Genomic DNA, 14,416 nt, shown 5'->3' with positions numbered 1-14,416 from the left:
GTTGCCTGAATGTCAGGGCCGACCTCTTCGCGGGCATGCCCGCTCCCACAGGTAGGGCACCGGCCTTGAAGGCTGTGTAATACCTGTGGGAGCGGGCGTGCCCGCGAAGAGGCCGGCACAGGAGAAACTTTGATGCCTGGAGCCCACGCATGCCCCTAGCCGTCCAGTTCACCCAGGTTTCCCGTACTTTCGGCGAGGTCAAGGCCGTCGACCAGGTCAGCATCGACATCATCGATGGCGAGTTCTTCTCCATGCTCGGCCCGTCAGGCTCGGGCAAGACCACCTGCCTGCGCCTGATCGCCGGTTTCGAGCAGCCCACCAGCGGCTCGATCCGCATCCACGGCGTCGAGGCCGCTGGCGTGCCGCCGTACCTGCGTGATGTCAACACGGTGTTCCAGGACTACGCACTGTTCCCGCACATGAACGTACTGGACAACGTCGCCTACGGCCTGAAGGTGAAAGGCATGGCCAAGGCCGAACGCCACGCTCGCGCCGAACAAGCGCTGGCGATGGTAGCCCTGGCCGGCTACGGCGCACGCAAGCCGGCACAACTGTCCGGCGGGCAACGCCAGCGCGTGGCCCTGGCCCGCGCGCTGGTCAACCGGCCACGGGTGTTGCTGCTGGACGAACCCCTGGGTGCGCTGGACCTGAAACTGCGTGAGCAGATGCAGGGCGAACTGAAAAAGCTGCAGCGCCAGCTGGGTATCACCTTCATCTTCGTCACCCACGACCAGACCGAGGCACTGTCGATGTCCGACCGGGTGGCGGTGTTCAACCGCGGCCGTATCGAGCAGGTCGACACACCGCGCAACCTGTACATGCAACCGGCCACGCCCTTCGTCGCCGAATTCGTCGGTTCCTCCAACGTGCTGCGCGGCGAACTGGCGATGGCGCTCAACGGCAGCCCGGCGCCGTTCTCCATCCGTCCCGAGCACATCCGCCTGGGTGACCCGGTTGCAGGCGAGCAGGCGGTGCAGGTCAGTGGCGTGCTGCGCGATATCCAGTACCAGGGCAGCGCCACCCGTTACGAACTGCAGCTCGACAGTGGCCAGCTGTTGGCGGTCAGCCAGGCCAATGACCGCTGGCAGGTGCAGGCACAGGCCTGGCAACCCGGGCAACGGCTACAGGCGCACTGGCCACGGCAAGCCATGACCGTGCTGCAGGAAAGCGGGAGCCGCTGACATGGGTACGCTACGCGAGCTGTCCAACCTGCTATACCGCCGCCCCAACCTGTACCTGGCGTTGCTGCTGGTGCCGCCACTGACCTGGTTCGGCGCGATCTACCTGGGCTCGCTGCTCAACCTGCTGTGGCAGGGTTTCTATACCTTCGACGACTTCACCATGGCGGTGAGCCCGGAGCTGACCCTGGGCAATTTCGCCGCCCTGTTCAACCCGTCGAACTTCGACATCATCCTGCGCACCCTGGGCATGGCGCTGGCGGTGTCGCTGGCCAGCGCGGTGCTGGCCTTCCCCATCGCCTATTACATGGCGCGCTACACCAGCGGCAAGACCAAGGCATTTTTCTACATCGCGGTGATGATGCCGATGTGGGCCAGCTACATCGTCAAGACCTACGCCTGGACCCTGCTGCTGGCCAAGGGTGGCGTGGCCCAGTGGTTCGTCCAGCAGTTGCACCTGGATGCCCTGTTGCAAACCGTGCTGGCGGTGCCAGGGGTGGGCGGCAGCACCCTGTCGACATCACACCTGGGGCGCTTCATGGTGTTCGTCTATATCTGGCTGCCATTCATGATCCTGCCCATCCAGGCCTCGCTGGAACGCTTGCCACCTTCCCTGCTGCAGGCCTCGGCAGACCTCGGCGCCCGGCCTCGGCAAACCTTCGTGCAGGTAGTCCTGCCGCTGTCGATCCCGGGCATCGCTGCCGGCTCGATCTTCACCTTTTCGCTGACCCTGGGCGACTTCATCGTGCCGCAGCTGGTCGGCCCGCCTGGCTATTTCATCGGCAGCATGGTCTATGCCCAGCAAGGGGCGATCGGCAACATGCCGATGGCCGCCGCCTTCACCCTGGTGCCGATCGTGCTGATCGCGGTATACCTGGCCTTGGTCAAGCGCCTGGGAGCCTTCGATGCACTCTGAAAAAGCTTCGATCGGGCTGCGCCTGGCCGCCTGGGGCGGCCTGCTGTTCCTGCACTTTCCGATCCTGATCATCTTCCTCTATGCCTTCAACACCGAGGATGCGGCGTTCAGCTTTCCGCCCAAGGGCTTTACCCTGAAGTGGTTCGCCGTGGCGTTTGCCCGGCCCGATGTGCTGGAGGCGATCCAGCTGTCGCTGCAGGTGGCCTGCCTGGCCACGCTGATCGCCCTGGTGCTGGGCACGCTGGCCTCGGCGGCGCTGTATCGGCGCAGCTTTTTCGGCAAGGAGAGCATTTCGCTGCTGCTGATCCTGCCCATCGCCCTGCCCGGCATCATCACCGGTATCGCCCTGCTCTCGGCGTTCAAGAGCCTGGGCCTGGAACCCGGGGTGTTCACCATCGTGGTCGGCCACGCCACCTTTTGCGTGGTGATCGTCTACAACAACGTCATCGCCCGCCTGCGGCGCACTTCGCAGAGCTTGATCGAAGCCTCGATGGACCTGGGCGCCGATGGCTGGCAGACCTTCCGCTACATCATCCTGCCCAACCTCGGCTCGGCGCTTTTGGCCGGCGGCATGCTGGCCTTTGCCCTGTCGTTCGACGAGATCATCGTCACCACCTTTACCGCCGGCCACGAACGCACCCTGCCGATCTGGCTGCTCAACCAGCTCAGCCGCCCGCGTGACGTGCCGGTGACCAATGTGGTCGCCATGCTGGTGATGCTGGTGACCATGCTGCCAATCCTTGGCGCCTATTACCTGACCCGTGGCGGCGAAAGCGTCGCGGGCAGCGGCAAATGACCCTGGAGGAGTCCCCCGATGCAAACGCAGATGCTGATCAATGGCCAGCTGGTCGCTGGCGAAGGCCCGGCCTGGACCGTACTCAACCCGGCGCTGGGCAGCGCCCTGGCGCAGATCAACGAAGCCACCGAGGCGCAGGTGGACAGCGCCGTACGCGCCGCCGACCAGGCCTTCGACAGTTGGTCGCAAACCAGCCCCAAGGAGCGTTCGCAGGCGTTGCTGGCGCTGGCCGACGCGATCGAAGCGCATGGCGATGAACTGGCCCGGCTGGAATCGCAGAACTGCGGCAAGCCGTTGAGCGCGGCGCTGAATGACGAGATCCCGGCAATCGCCGATGTGTTTCGCTATTTCGCCGGTGCCGCGCGTTGCCTGGGCGGTTCGGCAGCTGGCGAATACCTGCCGGGGCACACCTCGATGATCCGCCGTGACCCACTGGGCGTGGTCGCCTCGATCGCGCCGTGGAACTACCCTTTGATGATGCTGGCATGGAAGATCGCCCCGGCCCTGGCCGCGGGCAACACGGTGGTGATCAAGCCCTCCGAGGTGACCCCGCTGACCGCCCTGCGCCTGGGCGAACTGGCCCGGGACCTGTTGCCGCCGGGGGTGTTGAACATCCTCTTCGGCCGCGGCCAGACCGTCGGCACCCCGTTGGTCACCCACCCCAAGGTACGCATGGTATCGCTGACCGGCTCGATTCCCACCGGCGCGCGCATCATCAGTGCCACCGCCGACAGCGTGAAACGCATGCACATGGAACTGGGCGGCAAGGCGCCGGTGCTGGTGTTCGACGATGCCGACCTCGACGCGGCCGTCGACGGCATCCGCACCTTCGGCTTCTACAACGCCGGCCAGGACTGCACGGCCGCGTGCCGGTTGTATGTGCAGGACGGCATCTACGAGCGCTTCGTCGAGCGCCTGGGTGAAGCGGTGGCCAGCCTCAAGCCCGGCCTGCAGGAAGCCGAAGATACCGAGCTGGGGCCATTGATCAGTGCCCAGCACCGCGACAAGGTCGCTGGCCTGGTACAGCGGGCCATCGCCCAGCCGCATATTCGCCTGGTGACCGGCGGCAAGGCGATCGAGGGTGATGGTTTCTTCTTCGAGCCGACGGTGTTGGCCGATGCCCTGCAGGACGACGAGATCGTGCGTAACGAAGTGTTCGGCCCGGTGGTCTCGGTCACCCGCTTCAGCGACGAAGCGCAGGCGCTGGAATGGGCCAACGACTCCGACTACGGCCTGGCCTCATCGGTATGGACCCGCGACACCGGCCGCGCCCACCGCCTGGCGGCGCGCCTGCAGTATGGCTGCACCTGGGTGAACACCCACTTCATGCTGGTCAGCGAAATGCCCCATGGCGGGCAGAAGCATTCGGGGTATGGCAAGGACATGTCGATGTATGGGCTGGAAGACTACACCTGCGTGCGGCATGTGATGATCAAGCATTGAGGGAAGTTTGGGGTAGGTCGCTGGATTCTTGGCGCCTGCGAGATCGAGCGCCGCCCGCGCGGCGCTCGATATCAGCCCTACCGATTATTTCCGCCCACCACCACACTCCGACGATGCTAATCCCGTAAATCCGACTCGTGAATCGGGTTGGCCCGGCTGGTCGCGCGCTGGTACTGCGCGGGCCAGGTGGCCTTGTTGCCGCCCAGGTCATCATCGGCATGCAACGGCCAATACGGGTCGCGCAGCAGTTCGCGGGCAAGGAAGATGATGTCGGCCTGGCCAGTGCGCAGAATGTGCTCGGCCTGGGCCGGTTCGGTGATCATGCCCACGGTGCCGGTGGCGATTTCCGACTCCTTGCGCACACGCTCGGCGAAACGGGTCTGGTAGCCGGGGCCGGTGGGGATCTCGGCATTGACCGAGGTGCCGCCGGAGGACACGTCGATCAGGTCGACACCCAGGCCACGCAGACGGCGCGCCAGTTCGACGGTTTCATCCGGGTTCCAGCCATCCTCGACCCAATCGGTCGCCGACACCCGCACGAACAGCGGCAGCTCGGCCGGCCACACCTTGCGCACGGCCTCGACCACCTGCAAGGTCAGGCGGATGCGGTTTTCGAAACAGCTGCCGTACTCGTCACGGCGCTGGTTGCTCAGTGGTGACAGGAACTGATGCAGCAGGTAGCCATGCGCGGCGTGGATTTCCACGACCTTGAATCCGGCTTTCAGGGCACGCTCGGTCGAGGCGACGAAAGCGTCGATCACCCCCTGGATTTCGTCCTGGTTCAACTCGCGAGGCGTGGTGTGCTGCGGGTCGAAGGCAATCCTCGAGGGCCCCACCGGCTGCCAGCCACCCTCTTCCGGCTTGACGCTGCCTTGCTTGCCCAGCCATGGCCGATAGGTACTGGCCTTGCGCCCGGCATGGGCCAGCTGGATGCCGGGCACCACGCCCTGGGCCGTGATGAAGCGGGTGATGCGCTGCAACGGGGCGATCTGTGCATCGTCCCACAGGCCGAGGTCTTCGGCGGTGATACGGCCATCGGCGGTCACCGCCACGGCTTCGGTGATGACCAGGCCCGCGCCACCCACGGCGCGGCTGCCAAGATGGACAAGGTGCCAATCGTTGGCCAGGCCATCGACAGCGGAATACTGGCACATCGGCGAAACCGCGATGCGGTTGGGCAGGGTCAGCTGACGCAGGGTGTAAGGCTCGAGCAGCAGGCTCATGAGGGCACCTCCCAAGGACTCCAATGGTGATCCGGCCCGGACACTCAATTGCACGTCCCTGGCCCGGGTCCGGTCAATATTCAGACTAGACCAGAATGCTTGGGGGGAAGGTTCAGTGGGATGGCGAGGTGTTTGCCGAAAGGTTTGCAGCGCCTGTGAGATCGAGCGCCGCCCGCGCGGCGCATCGCGGATAAATACGCTCCTACCGTTTGTCCAGGGCCAATCTCTCCTGTGCCGCCAACAACCTCGATATCGAAAGGAACAAACAAGGCGAACCGCGCTGACCTCACAGCAGTGACTGGCCCGAAACAAACTGGAGGAGCGGATTTATCCGCGATGCGCCGCGCCGGCGGCGCTCGATTTGCGCCCCACCACAAAAACCGAGGCGGGCACCTGCGACAAACTCAGCGCGGCTCCATGTGGGCAATCATCAACTGCACGCTTTCATTGCCACGAAACTCGTTCACGTCCAGCTTGTAGGCCAGTTCAACCCAACGCACCGTCGGGTTCGGCCACACTTCGCGGTCGATACCAAAGGCGATGCCATCCAGCCGCACCGAGCCGCACTCGCTCTTGAGCACCACCTTCAGGTGCCGCTCGCCCACCACGCGCTGCTCCACCAGCTGGAACACGCCATGGAACAGCGGCTCGGGGAAATGCTGGCCCCAAGGGCCGGCATGGCGCAGGGCCTTGGCCAGGTCGAGGTGGAATTCCTCCACTGCCAGGCTGCCATCCGACAACAGGCGGCCGGTCAGGTCGTCCTCAACCAGGTGACGCCGCACTTCTTCGTCGAACGCCTGGGCAAATGCCGGGAAATTCGCCTCGGGCAACGACAACCCGGCGGCCATGGCGTGGCCGCCGAACTTGCTGATCAATTGCGGATGGCGCGCGGCCACGGCATCCAGCGCATCACGAATATGGAAGCCCGGCACCGAACGCGCCGAGCCCTTGAGCATGCCTTCACCGGCATCGGCGAAGGCAATGGTCGGGCGGTGATAACGTTCCTTCAGGCGCGAGGCCAGGATACCGATCACCCCCTGGTGCCAGTCCGCATCGAACAGGCACAAACCGTAGGGCATCGACTCGACCGGCAGGTCCTTGAGCTGGGCCAGGGCCTCGCGCTGCATGCCCTGCTCGATGGACTTGCGGTCCTGGTTCAGGTCGTCCAGCTGCTGGGCCATGTCCTTGGCCAGGGCGGCGTCCTCGCACAGCAGGCATTCGATGCCCAGGCTCATGTCGTCCAGGCGCCCGGCAGCGTTGAGCCGTGGGCCGAGGATGAAGCCGAGGTCGGTCGAGGTGATACGCCGGTGGTCGCGGCGGGCCACTTCGAGAATGGCCTTGAGCCCCGGGCGGGCACGGCCGGCGCGGATACGCTCGAGGCCCTGGTGCACCAGGATGCGGTTGTTGGCGTCCAGCGGCACCACGTCGGCGACGCTGCCCAGGGCGACCAGGTCGAGCAGTTCGCCGATGTTCGGCTGTGGCTGCGTCTCGTAGCGCCCAAGGCTCCGCAGGCGTGCACGCAGGGCCATCAGCACGTAGAAGATCACCCCGACCCCGGCCAGCGCCTTGCTCGGGAAGCTGCAGCCCGGCTGGTTGGGATTGATGATGGCGTCGGCCGCGGGCAACTGCTCGCCCGGCAGGTGGTGGTCGGTGACCAGCACCTTGAGCCCCGCCGCCTTGGCCGCCGCTACTCCGTCGACACTGGAAATACCGTTGTCCACGGTAATCAGCAGTTGCGGCTGGCGTTGCAGCGCCACCGCGACGATTTCCGGGGTCAGCCCGTAGCCATACTCGAAGCGGTTGGGTACCAGATAATCGACATGCGCCGCGCCCAGCAGGCGCAGGCCCAGCACGCCGACCGTACTGGCGGTGGCGCCATCGGCATCGAAGTCGCCAACGATCAGGATGCGCTGGCGCTGGTCGATGGCCTCGACCAGCAAATCGACACCGGCTTCGATACCCTTGAGCTGCTGGAACGGCAGCAGGCGCGCCAGGCTTTTGTCCAGTTCGGCCTCGCTCTGCACACCACGGGCGGCGTACAGGCGGGTCAGCAAGGGTGGCAGGTTACCGAGAAATGGCAGGCTCGGCGGCAGCGGGCGAGGTTCGATACGCATGGAGTGCTTCAGCCACGCTCACCCAGCAACCACTCCAGCTGCACTTCGTGCTGGCCGCGGTCATCGGTGACGAACACCGTGCCCTCGCTGATCATCACGTCCCACTTGATGGTGCGCGGCATGTCGGTGGCGAGGGTTGCCAACACCTCCTGCGGAACGGCGGCGATGCTCAGGTTCTTCAAGCCCTTGACCGCGTCCACCACCTTGTTCTGCCACACCCGCAGGCTGCCGTAGGCCAGCAGGCTGGTACGCTCGGTGCGGCGCGAGCACCAGGTCAGGCGCTCGGCATCCGGCTGGCCCACTTCGATCCAGTGCAGGATGCGATCGTCCAGGCTCTTTTCCCACAGGGCCGCTTCGTCGACGTCGGACAGGCCGCGGCCGAAGGCCAGATTCTCGTTGTACCACAGCGCATAGGCCAGCAGGCGCACGGCCATGCGCTCTTCGGTTTCCGAAGGGTGGCGGGCGATGGTCTGGCGGACGTTCTCGTATACGCCACGATCGAGGTCGGTCAGGTTCAGTTCGAATTTGTAGGTGGTAGACGGCTGGGCCATGGTCGACGGGCTTCTTGCGCAAGAAAAGTGGCACAGTCTAACCGATCCTGCCCTTGGTTGCGCCGCGGCAGTATCTGCCGCTTGCGACCTATGATAAAACCACGGCTCTGCCCAGTTGCCACGGATGCCCCATGCCTACGCCCAGCAAACCCCTCGCCGGCCTCAAAGTCATCGAACTTGGCACCCTGATCGCCGGGCCGTTCGCCTCGCGCATCTGCGCCGAATTCGGCGCCGAGGTGATCAAGGTCGAATCGCCCGATGGCGGCGACCCGCTGCGCAAATGGCGCAAGTTGTACGAGGGCACCTCGCTGTGGTGGTTCGTACAGGCCCGCAACAAGCAGTCGCTCACCCTCAACCTCAAGCACCCCGAGGGCCGCGAGATTCTCAAGCGGCTGCTGGCCGAGGCTGACATCCTGATCGAGAACTTCCGCCCGGGCGTGCTGGAAAAACTCGGCCTGGGCTGGGACGTGCTGCATGCCCTCAACCCACGCCTGGTGATGGTGCGGTTGTCGGGTTTTGGCCAGACCGGGCCGATGAAGGACCAGCCAGGCTTCGGCGCCGTCGGCGAGTCGATGGGCGGCCTGCGCTATATAACCGGTTTCGACGATCGCCCACCGGTGCGCACCGGCATTTCCATCGGTGACTCGATTGCTGCCTTGTGGGGCGTGATCGGCGCGCTGATGGCCCTGCGCCACCGAGAGGTCAACGGCGGTGACGGCCAGGTGGTGGATGTGGCACTGTACGAGGCGATCTTCGCCATGATGGAAAGCATGGTCCCAGAATTCGATGTGTTCGGCTTCATCCGCGAACGTACCGGCAACATCATGCCGGGCATCACGCCCTCCTCCATCCATACCAGCGCCGACGGCAAGCATGTGCAGATCGGCGCCAATGGCGATGCCATCTTCAAGCGTTTCATGCAGGCCATTGGCCGCACCGACCTGGCCGACGACCCGAGCCTGGCCACCAATGATGGCCGCGACTTGCGCCGCGACGAGCTGTACGGGGTGATCGACCGCTGGGCCAACAGCCTGCCGCTGGAGCAACTGATGCAGGTGCTGACCACCGCCGAAGTGCCGGCCAGCCGCATCTATTCGGCCGAAGACATGTTCAACGACCCGCAGTACCTGGCGCGGGAAATGTTCCTGCACGCCAGGCTGCCGGACGGCAAGCCGTTCCGCATGCCCGGCATTGTCCCCAAACTGTCGGATACCCCCGGCTCGGCCGAGTGGGTTGGCCCGGCACTGGGCGAACACACCGAGGCATTGCTCGGCGCCCTGGGCTACGACGCAGCCGCCATCGCCAGCCTGCGTGCAGCCGGCACGGTCTGACCTGGCCCTGCCCCCCATGCGCGCTGCCCGCCGCCTACGTCACCTGGTCCTGCTGTGCGGGCTGCTGCCGGCCTTGCTGTGGCAACCTGCCAGCGCCAAGGAGCGCCTGTTCTGGCTGGTGCGCGACCTGCCACCGTTCACCATTTTCGAAGGGCCGGAAAAAGGCCAGGGGGTGATCGACCAGCTGTTGCCACTGCTCATCGGCCAGATGCCCGAATACGACCACAGCATCGTGCGGGTCAACCGCGCCCGCGGTATCCAGATGCTGCAAGACCACAACAGCTTCACCTGCGATCCGACCTTGCTGTGGACACCGGAGCGCGCCGGGTATGTACGCTTTTCCATGCCTGCTCTGGGCGTGCTCAGCGGCGGCCTGGTACTGCGCAAGGACAGCCAGGCGCTGGTGGCGCCCTACCTCGATGGCCAGCAGGTGGACCTGCATGGCCTGTTGAGCAAGACCACGCTGCAGCTGGGCGTGGTTGCCGAACGCAGTTACGGCACGCAGATCGACGCCATCCTGCGCCAGCTGCCCGACAGCGCCCTCAACCGCCACTACGGCAACGACGCCACTGCCAACCTGCTGCAGATGCAGCAACTGGGGCGCTTGCGCCTGGTGCTTGGCTATTGGCACGAAGTGCGCTACCTGGTCCAGCAGCAAGGCGGGTCACTGGCTGACTATCGGTTCTATCCGGTGCAGGGAGTGCCCCGTTACCAGTTTCTGCATGTAGGGTGCTCGGACACCGAGCTGGGGCGCACCGCCATTGCGCATATCGACCAGTTGCTGCCTACCCTGCGCCAGGAAGTACTGCCGGCACACTATGCGCGCTGGCTGGACCCGGCACTACAGGAAGGCTACCTGGAAGACAGCAAGCGCTTCTTCAAAAACCGCTGACAGGGCTGCTGCGGCCACCCAAAAAGAAACCCCGGACGCTGGGGAACACGCCCGGGGCCAAGCGAAAGTCCTTGGGGACTTCCCGTGACAGCCCTGCCAGTGCCGGAGCAAAGCACTGGCTGGCTGCCCTACAGTGTCTGATCAGCCACTCAGGCAAAGGTTCCAGGGGGCTGCTGGCGCTGCTGCAGTGCTGCGATTACGCAGGGCTGCAATCGCCCCTCGGCGATCTGCAAGTCACGGTGCAAACCATCCACCAGGTCGACCAGCAGGCGTTGCTCCTGCAACTGGCGTTCGCTGACCGTACGCCGCAAGGTTATATCGCCGAGCGGGTCACGCACGGTCAACTGGCGATTACCCTGGGCATCGGCGACGCCAAGGTGGGCCTGGTAAGGGGTCAGGGCTTCGTTGAGCAGTCTGCAGATTCTTTCCATCCGGATCACTCGCTGCGTGGTGGGATATAGAGGAACTGACCAACAGACGCAGCGGAAAGTTCGTCACACCGCGCCTTCGTCAGTGAGCATGCGGGGTGCAGGTGACAGTTTGAATACGCCGCCAGGGGCGCATTTGCAGTGCCTGCAAGGCATGCTGCAGGCGTGGCATCGACAGCGGCCAGGGCAGCTCGGCGAGCACCCACAGGCCACGGCTTCTGGCCTCCTGGGCAAGATCATGGTGCTTGCCGGTAGCCTGGCCGACGAATAGCAACGCGCGTGCGGGGTACCGCTGCTCGAACAGGGCAAGGCCGGCCAGGGTCGGCATGGCATGGTCGAGAATCAGCAGGTCGGGACGACGCTCGGCGCCAAGGCACGCGTCGAGTTCAGTGGTGTTTGCGCTGACGCGAACGTCGAAGACGCCCTGGGCGTTGAGGGCTTGGTGCAGGAGAATCTGGTGAGACGGGCGAGCCTGGTGGATCAACACGTAGGGCTGGTGCATGAGCCGCTCCTGAAGGGAGAGCCGGCTAATTTAGGTGTTGTGAAGGTCGACCTGAATAGGATGTTTCTGAGAGGGGCGAAGGAAAAGGCTGAGGTGCTACGGCCGCTTTGCGGCCTATCGTGACCCAAGGCCGCGCCTGCACGCGACGCGATGTTCTGCAGGAGTGGCCTTGGGGCGCGATGGGCTGCGGCGCAGCCCGATGCAAGGTGATTACAGCGGCTTGCCGCGGTTACCGTGCTGGCTGACAAAGCCCTGCACAGCCTTCAGGTCATTGGCCAGCACCGTGCAGCGTTCTTCACGGCTGAACAGGTCGCTGAGGTGCGCAGGCAGTTCCAGCGCCTTGCCCACACCGGCCTTCTCCACCGCTTCCGGGAACTTCACCGGATGCGCGGTACCCAGGACCACCATCGGCGTGTCGGGGCTGCGCCGGCACTCGCGCGCGGCCTTGACGCCAATCGCGGTGTGCGGGTCGAGCACCTCGCCGGTGGCAGCGAATACCTCGGCGATGGTTTCGCAGGTCTGCTCGTCAGTCACAGCCAGCGAATCGAACAGTTTGCGGGCTTCGGTCCAGCGGTCCTGTTCGACGCTGAAACCACCACCCTGCTTGAAGTTCGCCATCAGCTCGGCAATCGCGCCACCATTGCGGCCGTGCAGGTCGAACAGCAGGCGCTCGAAGTTGGACGACACCATGATGTCCATCGACGGCGACAGGGTCGCATGCAGGGTTTCCTTGACGTACTGATTGCCGCTCATGAAGCGGTGCAGGATGTCGTTGCGGTTGGTGGCGACGATCAGCTGGCTGACCGGCAGGCCCATGTTGCGCGCCAGGTAGCCGGCGAAAATGTCGCCGAAGTTGCCGGTAGGTACCGAGAACGCGACCGAACGGGCCGGGCCACCCAGCTGCAGGGCGGCGTGGAAGTAGTAGACGATCTGGGCCATGATCCGCGCCCAGTTGATCGAGTTCACCGCAACCAGGCGGGTGCCCTTGAGGAACGACTGGTCGGCGAAGCTGGCCTTGACCATTTCCTGGCAGTCATCGAAGTTGCCTTCGATGGCGATGTTGTGGATGTTGTCGCCGAAGATGGTGGTCATCTGCCGACGCTGCACTTCAGACACGCGCTGGTGCGGGTGCAGGATGAAGATGTCGACGTTGTCGCAACGGCGGCAACCTTCGATGGCGGCGGAGCCAGTGTCACCGCTGGTGGCACCGATGATCACCACGCGCTCGTTGCGCTTGGCCAGCACGTGGTCGAGCAGGCGCCCCAGCAGTTGCAGGGCGAAGTCCTTGAACGCCAGGGTCGGGCCGTGGAACAGCTCGAGCACCCACTCGTTGCTGTTCAGCTGGCGCAGCGGCGCCACGGCGGCATGAGCGAACTCACCATAGGTTTCTTCGAGGATCTTCTTGAAGTCGGCATCGGCGATGCTGCCTTCGACGAACGGGCGCATTACCCGGAAGGCCAGCTCGTGGTACGGCAGGCCGGCCCACGAGGCGATTTCTTCCTGGGTGAAGCGTGGCAGGTTCTCTGGCACGTACAGGCCGCCGTCGCTGGCCAGACCAGCCAGCAGGACGTCTTCGAAATTCAGGGCCGGTGCCTGGCCGCGGGTGCTGATATAGCGCATGGGTGCAAACCTTCGATACTGGGGCCGGGCCGCGCAGGCGGCCCGACGGCAAAATTAATTGAGCTGTTCGACGCGAATGCGCACGACCTTGCCGACCACGTCCTGCAGGGCTTCCAGGGCGACGATGGCATCGTTGATGTGCTGCTCGACCACGCCATGGGTGAGCAGGATCATCGGCACCAGGCCGTCCTGTTCCTCGGCTTCCTTCTGCATGATCGACTCGATGTTGATGCCGCGCGCCGAGAGGATGCTGGCCACCTGGGCCAGTACGCCCGGGTGGTCCTTGGCCTGGATGCGCAGGTAGTAGGCGCTTTTGCAGGCTTCGATCGGCAGGATCGGGTGGGCCGACAGCGAGTCCGGCTGGAAGGCCAGGTGCGGTACGCGGTTTTCCGGGTCGGAAGTCATCGCCCGCACCACGTCGACCAGGTCAGCGACCACCGACGAAGCGGTAGGCTCCATGCCGGCACCGGCGCCGTAGTACAGGGTGGAGCCGGCAGCGTCACCATTGACCATGACGGCGTTCATCACGCCATTGACGTTGGCGATCAGGCGGTCGGCCGGGATCAGCGTCGGGTGTACCCGCAGCTCGATGCCGTCGGCGGTGCGGCGCGCCACACCGAGGTGCTTGATGCGGTAGCCCAGGGCCTCGGCGTAGTTCACGTCAGCGGTGGTCAGCTGGGTGATGCCCTCGGTGTAGGCCTTGTCGAACTGCAGCGGGATGCCGAACGCGATCGAGGCGAGAATGGTCAGCTTGTGTGCGGCATCGATGCCTTCGACGTCGAAGGTCGGGTCGGCTTCGGCGTAACCCAGCGCCTGGGCTTCGGCCAGAACGTCAGGGAAGGCCCGGCCCTTCTCACGCATTTCGGTAAGGATGAAGTTGCCGGTACCGTTGATGATGCCGGCCAGCCAGTTGATACGGTTGGCCGACAGCCCTTCGCGGATGGCCTTGATCACCGGAATGCCACCGGCCACGGCGGCTTCGAAGGCGACGATGACGCCCTTCTCGCGCGCCTTGGCAAAGATCTCATTGCCGTGCACGGCAATCAGCGCCTTGTTGGCGGTGACCACGTGCTTGCCGTTTTCAATGGCCTTGAGCACCAGGTCGCGGGCCACGGTGTAGCCACCGATCAGCTCGATGACAATGTCGATCTCCGGGTTGCTGGCAACTTCGAACACGTCAGCGGTAATGGGGGTACCGGTAATCTGGCAGTTCGGGTTCTGCGAGCGCATGGCGATCTGTGCCACTTCAATACCGCGCCCGGCACGGCGGGCAATCTCCTCGGCGTTGCGCTGAAGTACATTGAAGGTTCCGCCACCGACGGTCCCCAACCCACAGATGCCTACTTTGACCGGTTTCACTGTGAACTCCCCATTGAACGGCCGACACCTTTGCCGGCCGTGAAACATGCCGTCACCCCATGA

Annotated in this window: 13 protein-coding genes; 6 read left to right on the top strand and 7 right to left on the bottom strand. The window is 64.7% G+C overall.

Going from position 1 to position 14,416, the window contains the following annotated elements; translation table 11 throughout:
• The first annotated feature begins 149 nt into the window (after positions 1–149).
• The 4 genes from HG549_RS05575 to HG549_RS05560 are packed head-to-tail and all read left to right on the top strand — an operon-like array spanning position 150 to position 4,333.
• Positions 150–1,181: an ABC transporter ATP-binding protein gene (locus HG549_RS05575; RefSeq protein ID WP_170028543.1), complete on the top strand. Its 1,032-nt coding sequence runs from the start codon at positions 150–152 to the stop codon at positions 1,179–1,181.
• Position 1,182: 1 nt separating this feature from the next.
• Entirely contained in the window at positions 1,183–2,094 is a 912-nt protein-coding gene (locus HG549_RS05570; protein ID WP_170028541.1) for an ABC transporter permease, read from the top strand.
• Positions 2,084–2,890, top strand: coding sequence for an ABC transporter permease (locus HG549_RS05565; RefSeq protein ID WP_170028539.1), 807 nt, complete (start codon positions 2,084–2,086; stop codon positions 2,888–2,890). Before HG549_RS05570 ends, HG549_RS05565 begins: the two co-directional genes overlap by 11 nt.
• A gap of 18 nt (positions 2,891–2,908) precedes the next feature.
• Positions 2,909–4,333 carry a gamma-aminobutyraldehyde dehydrogenase gene (locus HG549_RS05560; protein WP_170028537.1) on the top strand — a complete coding sequence of 475 codons (1,425 nt, stop codon included), beginning with the start codon at positions 2,909–2,911 and terminating at the stop codon, positions 4,331–4,333.
• A 116-nt stretch (positions 4,334–4,449) separates the two neighbouring features.
• Here HG549_RS05560 and HG549_RS05555 read toward each other — a convergent pair whose 3' ends face one another.
• The 3 genes from HG549_RS05555 to HG549_RS05545 all read right to left on the bottom strand — a co-directional run bounded on the left by HG549_RS05555 (position 4,450) and on the right by HG549_RS05545 (position 8,221).
• On the bottom strand, positions 4,450–5,556 hold the full coding sequence (locus HG549_RS05555) for an NADH:flavin oxidoreductase/NADH oxidase (RefSeq protein WP_170028535.1): 1,107 nt from the start codon (positions 5,554–5,556) through the stop codon (positions 4,450–4,452).
• Between the two features lie 404 nt (positions 5,557–5,960).
• Positions 5,961–7,670 carry a single-stranded-DNA-specific exonuclease RecJ gene (recJ, locus tag HG549_RS05550; protein ID WP_170028533.1) on the bottom strand — a complete coding sequence of 570 codons (1,710 nt, stop codon included), beginning with the start codon at positions 7,668–7,670 and terminating at the stop codon, positions 5,961–5,963.
• An 8-nt stretch (positions 7,671–7,678) separates the two neighbouring features.
• Complete coding sequence (locus HG549_RS05545) at positions 7,679–8,221, bottom strand: YaeQ family protein (RefSeq protein ID WP_170028531.1); 543 nt, start codon at positions 8,219–8,221, stop codon at positions 7,679–7,681.
• 131 nt (positions 8,222–8,352) lie between these two features.
• On the opposite strand from HG549_RS05545, the gene HG549_RS05540 reads away from it, so the two are divergent.
• Both HG549_RS05540 and HG549_RS05535 read left to right on the top strand, forming a co-directional pair.
• Complete coding sequence (locus tag HG549_RS05540) at positions 8,353–9,552, top strand: CaiB/BaiF CoA-transferase family protein (RefSeq protein ID WP_170028529.1); 1,200 nt, start codon at positions 8,353–8,355, stop codon at positions 9,550–9,552.
• A 16-nt stretch (positions 9,553–9,568) separates the two neighbouring features.
• Complete coding sequence (locus HG549_RS05535) at positions 9,569–10,444, top strand: TIGR02285 family protein (RefSeq protein WP_170028527.1); 876 nt, start codon at positions 9,569–9,571, stop codon at positions 10,442–10,444.
• Positions 10,445–10,593: 149 nt separating this feature from the next.
• Here HG549_RS05535 and HG549_RS05530 read toward each other — a convergent pair whose 3' ends face one another.
• The 4 genes from HG549_RS05530 to HG549_RS05515 form a co-directional block, all read right to left on the bottom strand.
• Positions 10,594–10,875 carry a DUF3509 domain-containing protein gene (locus HG549_RS05530; protein WP_170028525.1) on the bottom strand — a complete coding sequence of 94 codons (282 nt, stop codon included), beginning with the start codon at positions 10,873–10,875 and terminating at the stop codon, positions 10,594–10,596.
• 79 nt (positions 10,876–10,954) lie between these two features.
• Complete coding sequence (locus HG549_RS05525; protein WP_170028523.1) at positions 10,955–11,374, bottom strand: histidine kinase; 420 nt, start codon at positions 11,372–11,374, stop codon at positions 10,955–10,957.
• A 210-nt stretch (positions 11,375–11,584) separates the two neighbouring features.
• Positions 11,585–12,994: a threonine synthase gene (gene thrC, locus HG549_RS05520; protein WP_170028521.1), complete on the bottom strand. Its 1,410-nt coding sequence runs from the start codon at positions 12,992–12,994 to the stop codon at positions 11,585–11,587.
• 54 nt (positions 12,995–13,048) lie between these two features.
• On the bottom strand, positions 13,049–14,353 hold the full coding sequence (locus tag HG549_RS05515; protein ID WP_170028519.1) for a homoserine dehydrogenase: 1,305 nt from the start codon (positions 14,351–14,353) through the stop codon (positions 13,049–13,051).
• Between the last annotated feature and the right edge of the window lie 63 nt (positions 14,354–14,416).

Source organism: Pseudomonas sp. SK (assembly GCF_012975065.1).
GTDB classification, from domain to species: domain Bacteria; phylum Pseudomonadota; class Gammaproteobacteria; order Pseudomonadales; family Pseudomonadaceae; genus Aquipseudomonas; species Aquipseudomonas anuradhapurensis.
The sequence above is the reverse complement of the archived record's forward strand: the minus strand, read 5'-3'. Positions and strand labels throughout refer to the sequence as shown.

Bases quoted from the DNA above. Each gene is read 5' to 3' on its own strand.
- HG549_RS05575 (WP_170028543.1), top strand. From the start codon at position 150: ATGCCCCTAGCCGTCCAGTTCACCCAGGTTTCCCGTACTTTCGGCGAG.
- HG549_RS05570 (WP_170028541.1), top strand. From the start codon at position 1,183: ATGGGTACGCTACGCGAGCTGTCCAACCTGCTATACCGCCGCCCCAAC.
- HG549_RS05565 (WP_170028539.1), top strand. From the start codon at position 2,084: ATGCACTCTGAAAAAGCTTCGATCGGGCTGCGCCTGGCCGCCTGGGGC.
- HG549_RS05560 (WP_170028537.1), top strand. From the start codon at position 2,909: ATGCAAACGCAGATGCTGATCAATGGCCAGCTGGTCGCTGGCGAAGGC.
- HG549_RS05555 (WP_170028535.1), bottom strand. From the start codon at position 5,556: ATGAGCCTGCTGCTCGAGCCTTACACCCTGCGTCAGCTGACCCTGCCC.
- recJ (WP_170028533.1), bottom strand. From the start codon at position 7,670: ATGCGTATCGAACCTCGCCCGCTGCCGCCGAGCCTGCCATTTCTCGGT.
- HG549_RS05545 (WP_170028531.1), bottom strand. From the start codon at position 8,221: ATGGCCCAGCCGTCTACCACCTACAAATTCGAACTGAACCTGACCGAC.
- HG549_RS05540 (WP_170028529.1), top strand. From the start codon at position 8,353: ATGCCTACGCCCAGCAAACCCCTCGCCGGCCTCAAAGTCATCGAACTT.
- HG549_RS05535 (WP_170028527.1), top strand. From the start codon at position 9,569: ATGCGCGCTGCCCGCCGCCTACGTCACCTGGTCCTGCTGTGCGGGCTG.
- HG549_RS05530 (WP_170028525.1), bottom strand. From the start codon at position 10,875: ATGGAAAGAATCTGCAGACTGCTCAACGAAGCCCTGACCCCTTACCAG.
- HG549_RS05525 (WP_170028523.1), bottom strand. From the start codon at position 11,374: ATGCACCAGCCCTACGTGTTGATCCACCAGGCTCGCCCGTCTCACCAG.
- thrC (WP_170028521.1), bottom strand. From the start codon at position 12,994: ATGCGCTATATCAGCACCCGCGGCCAGGCACCGGCCCTGAATTTCGAA.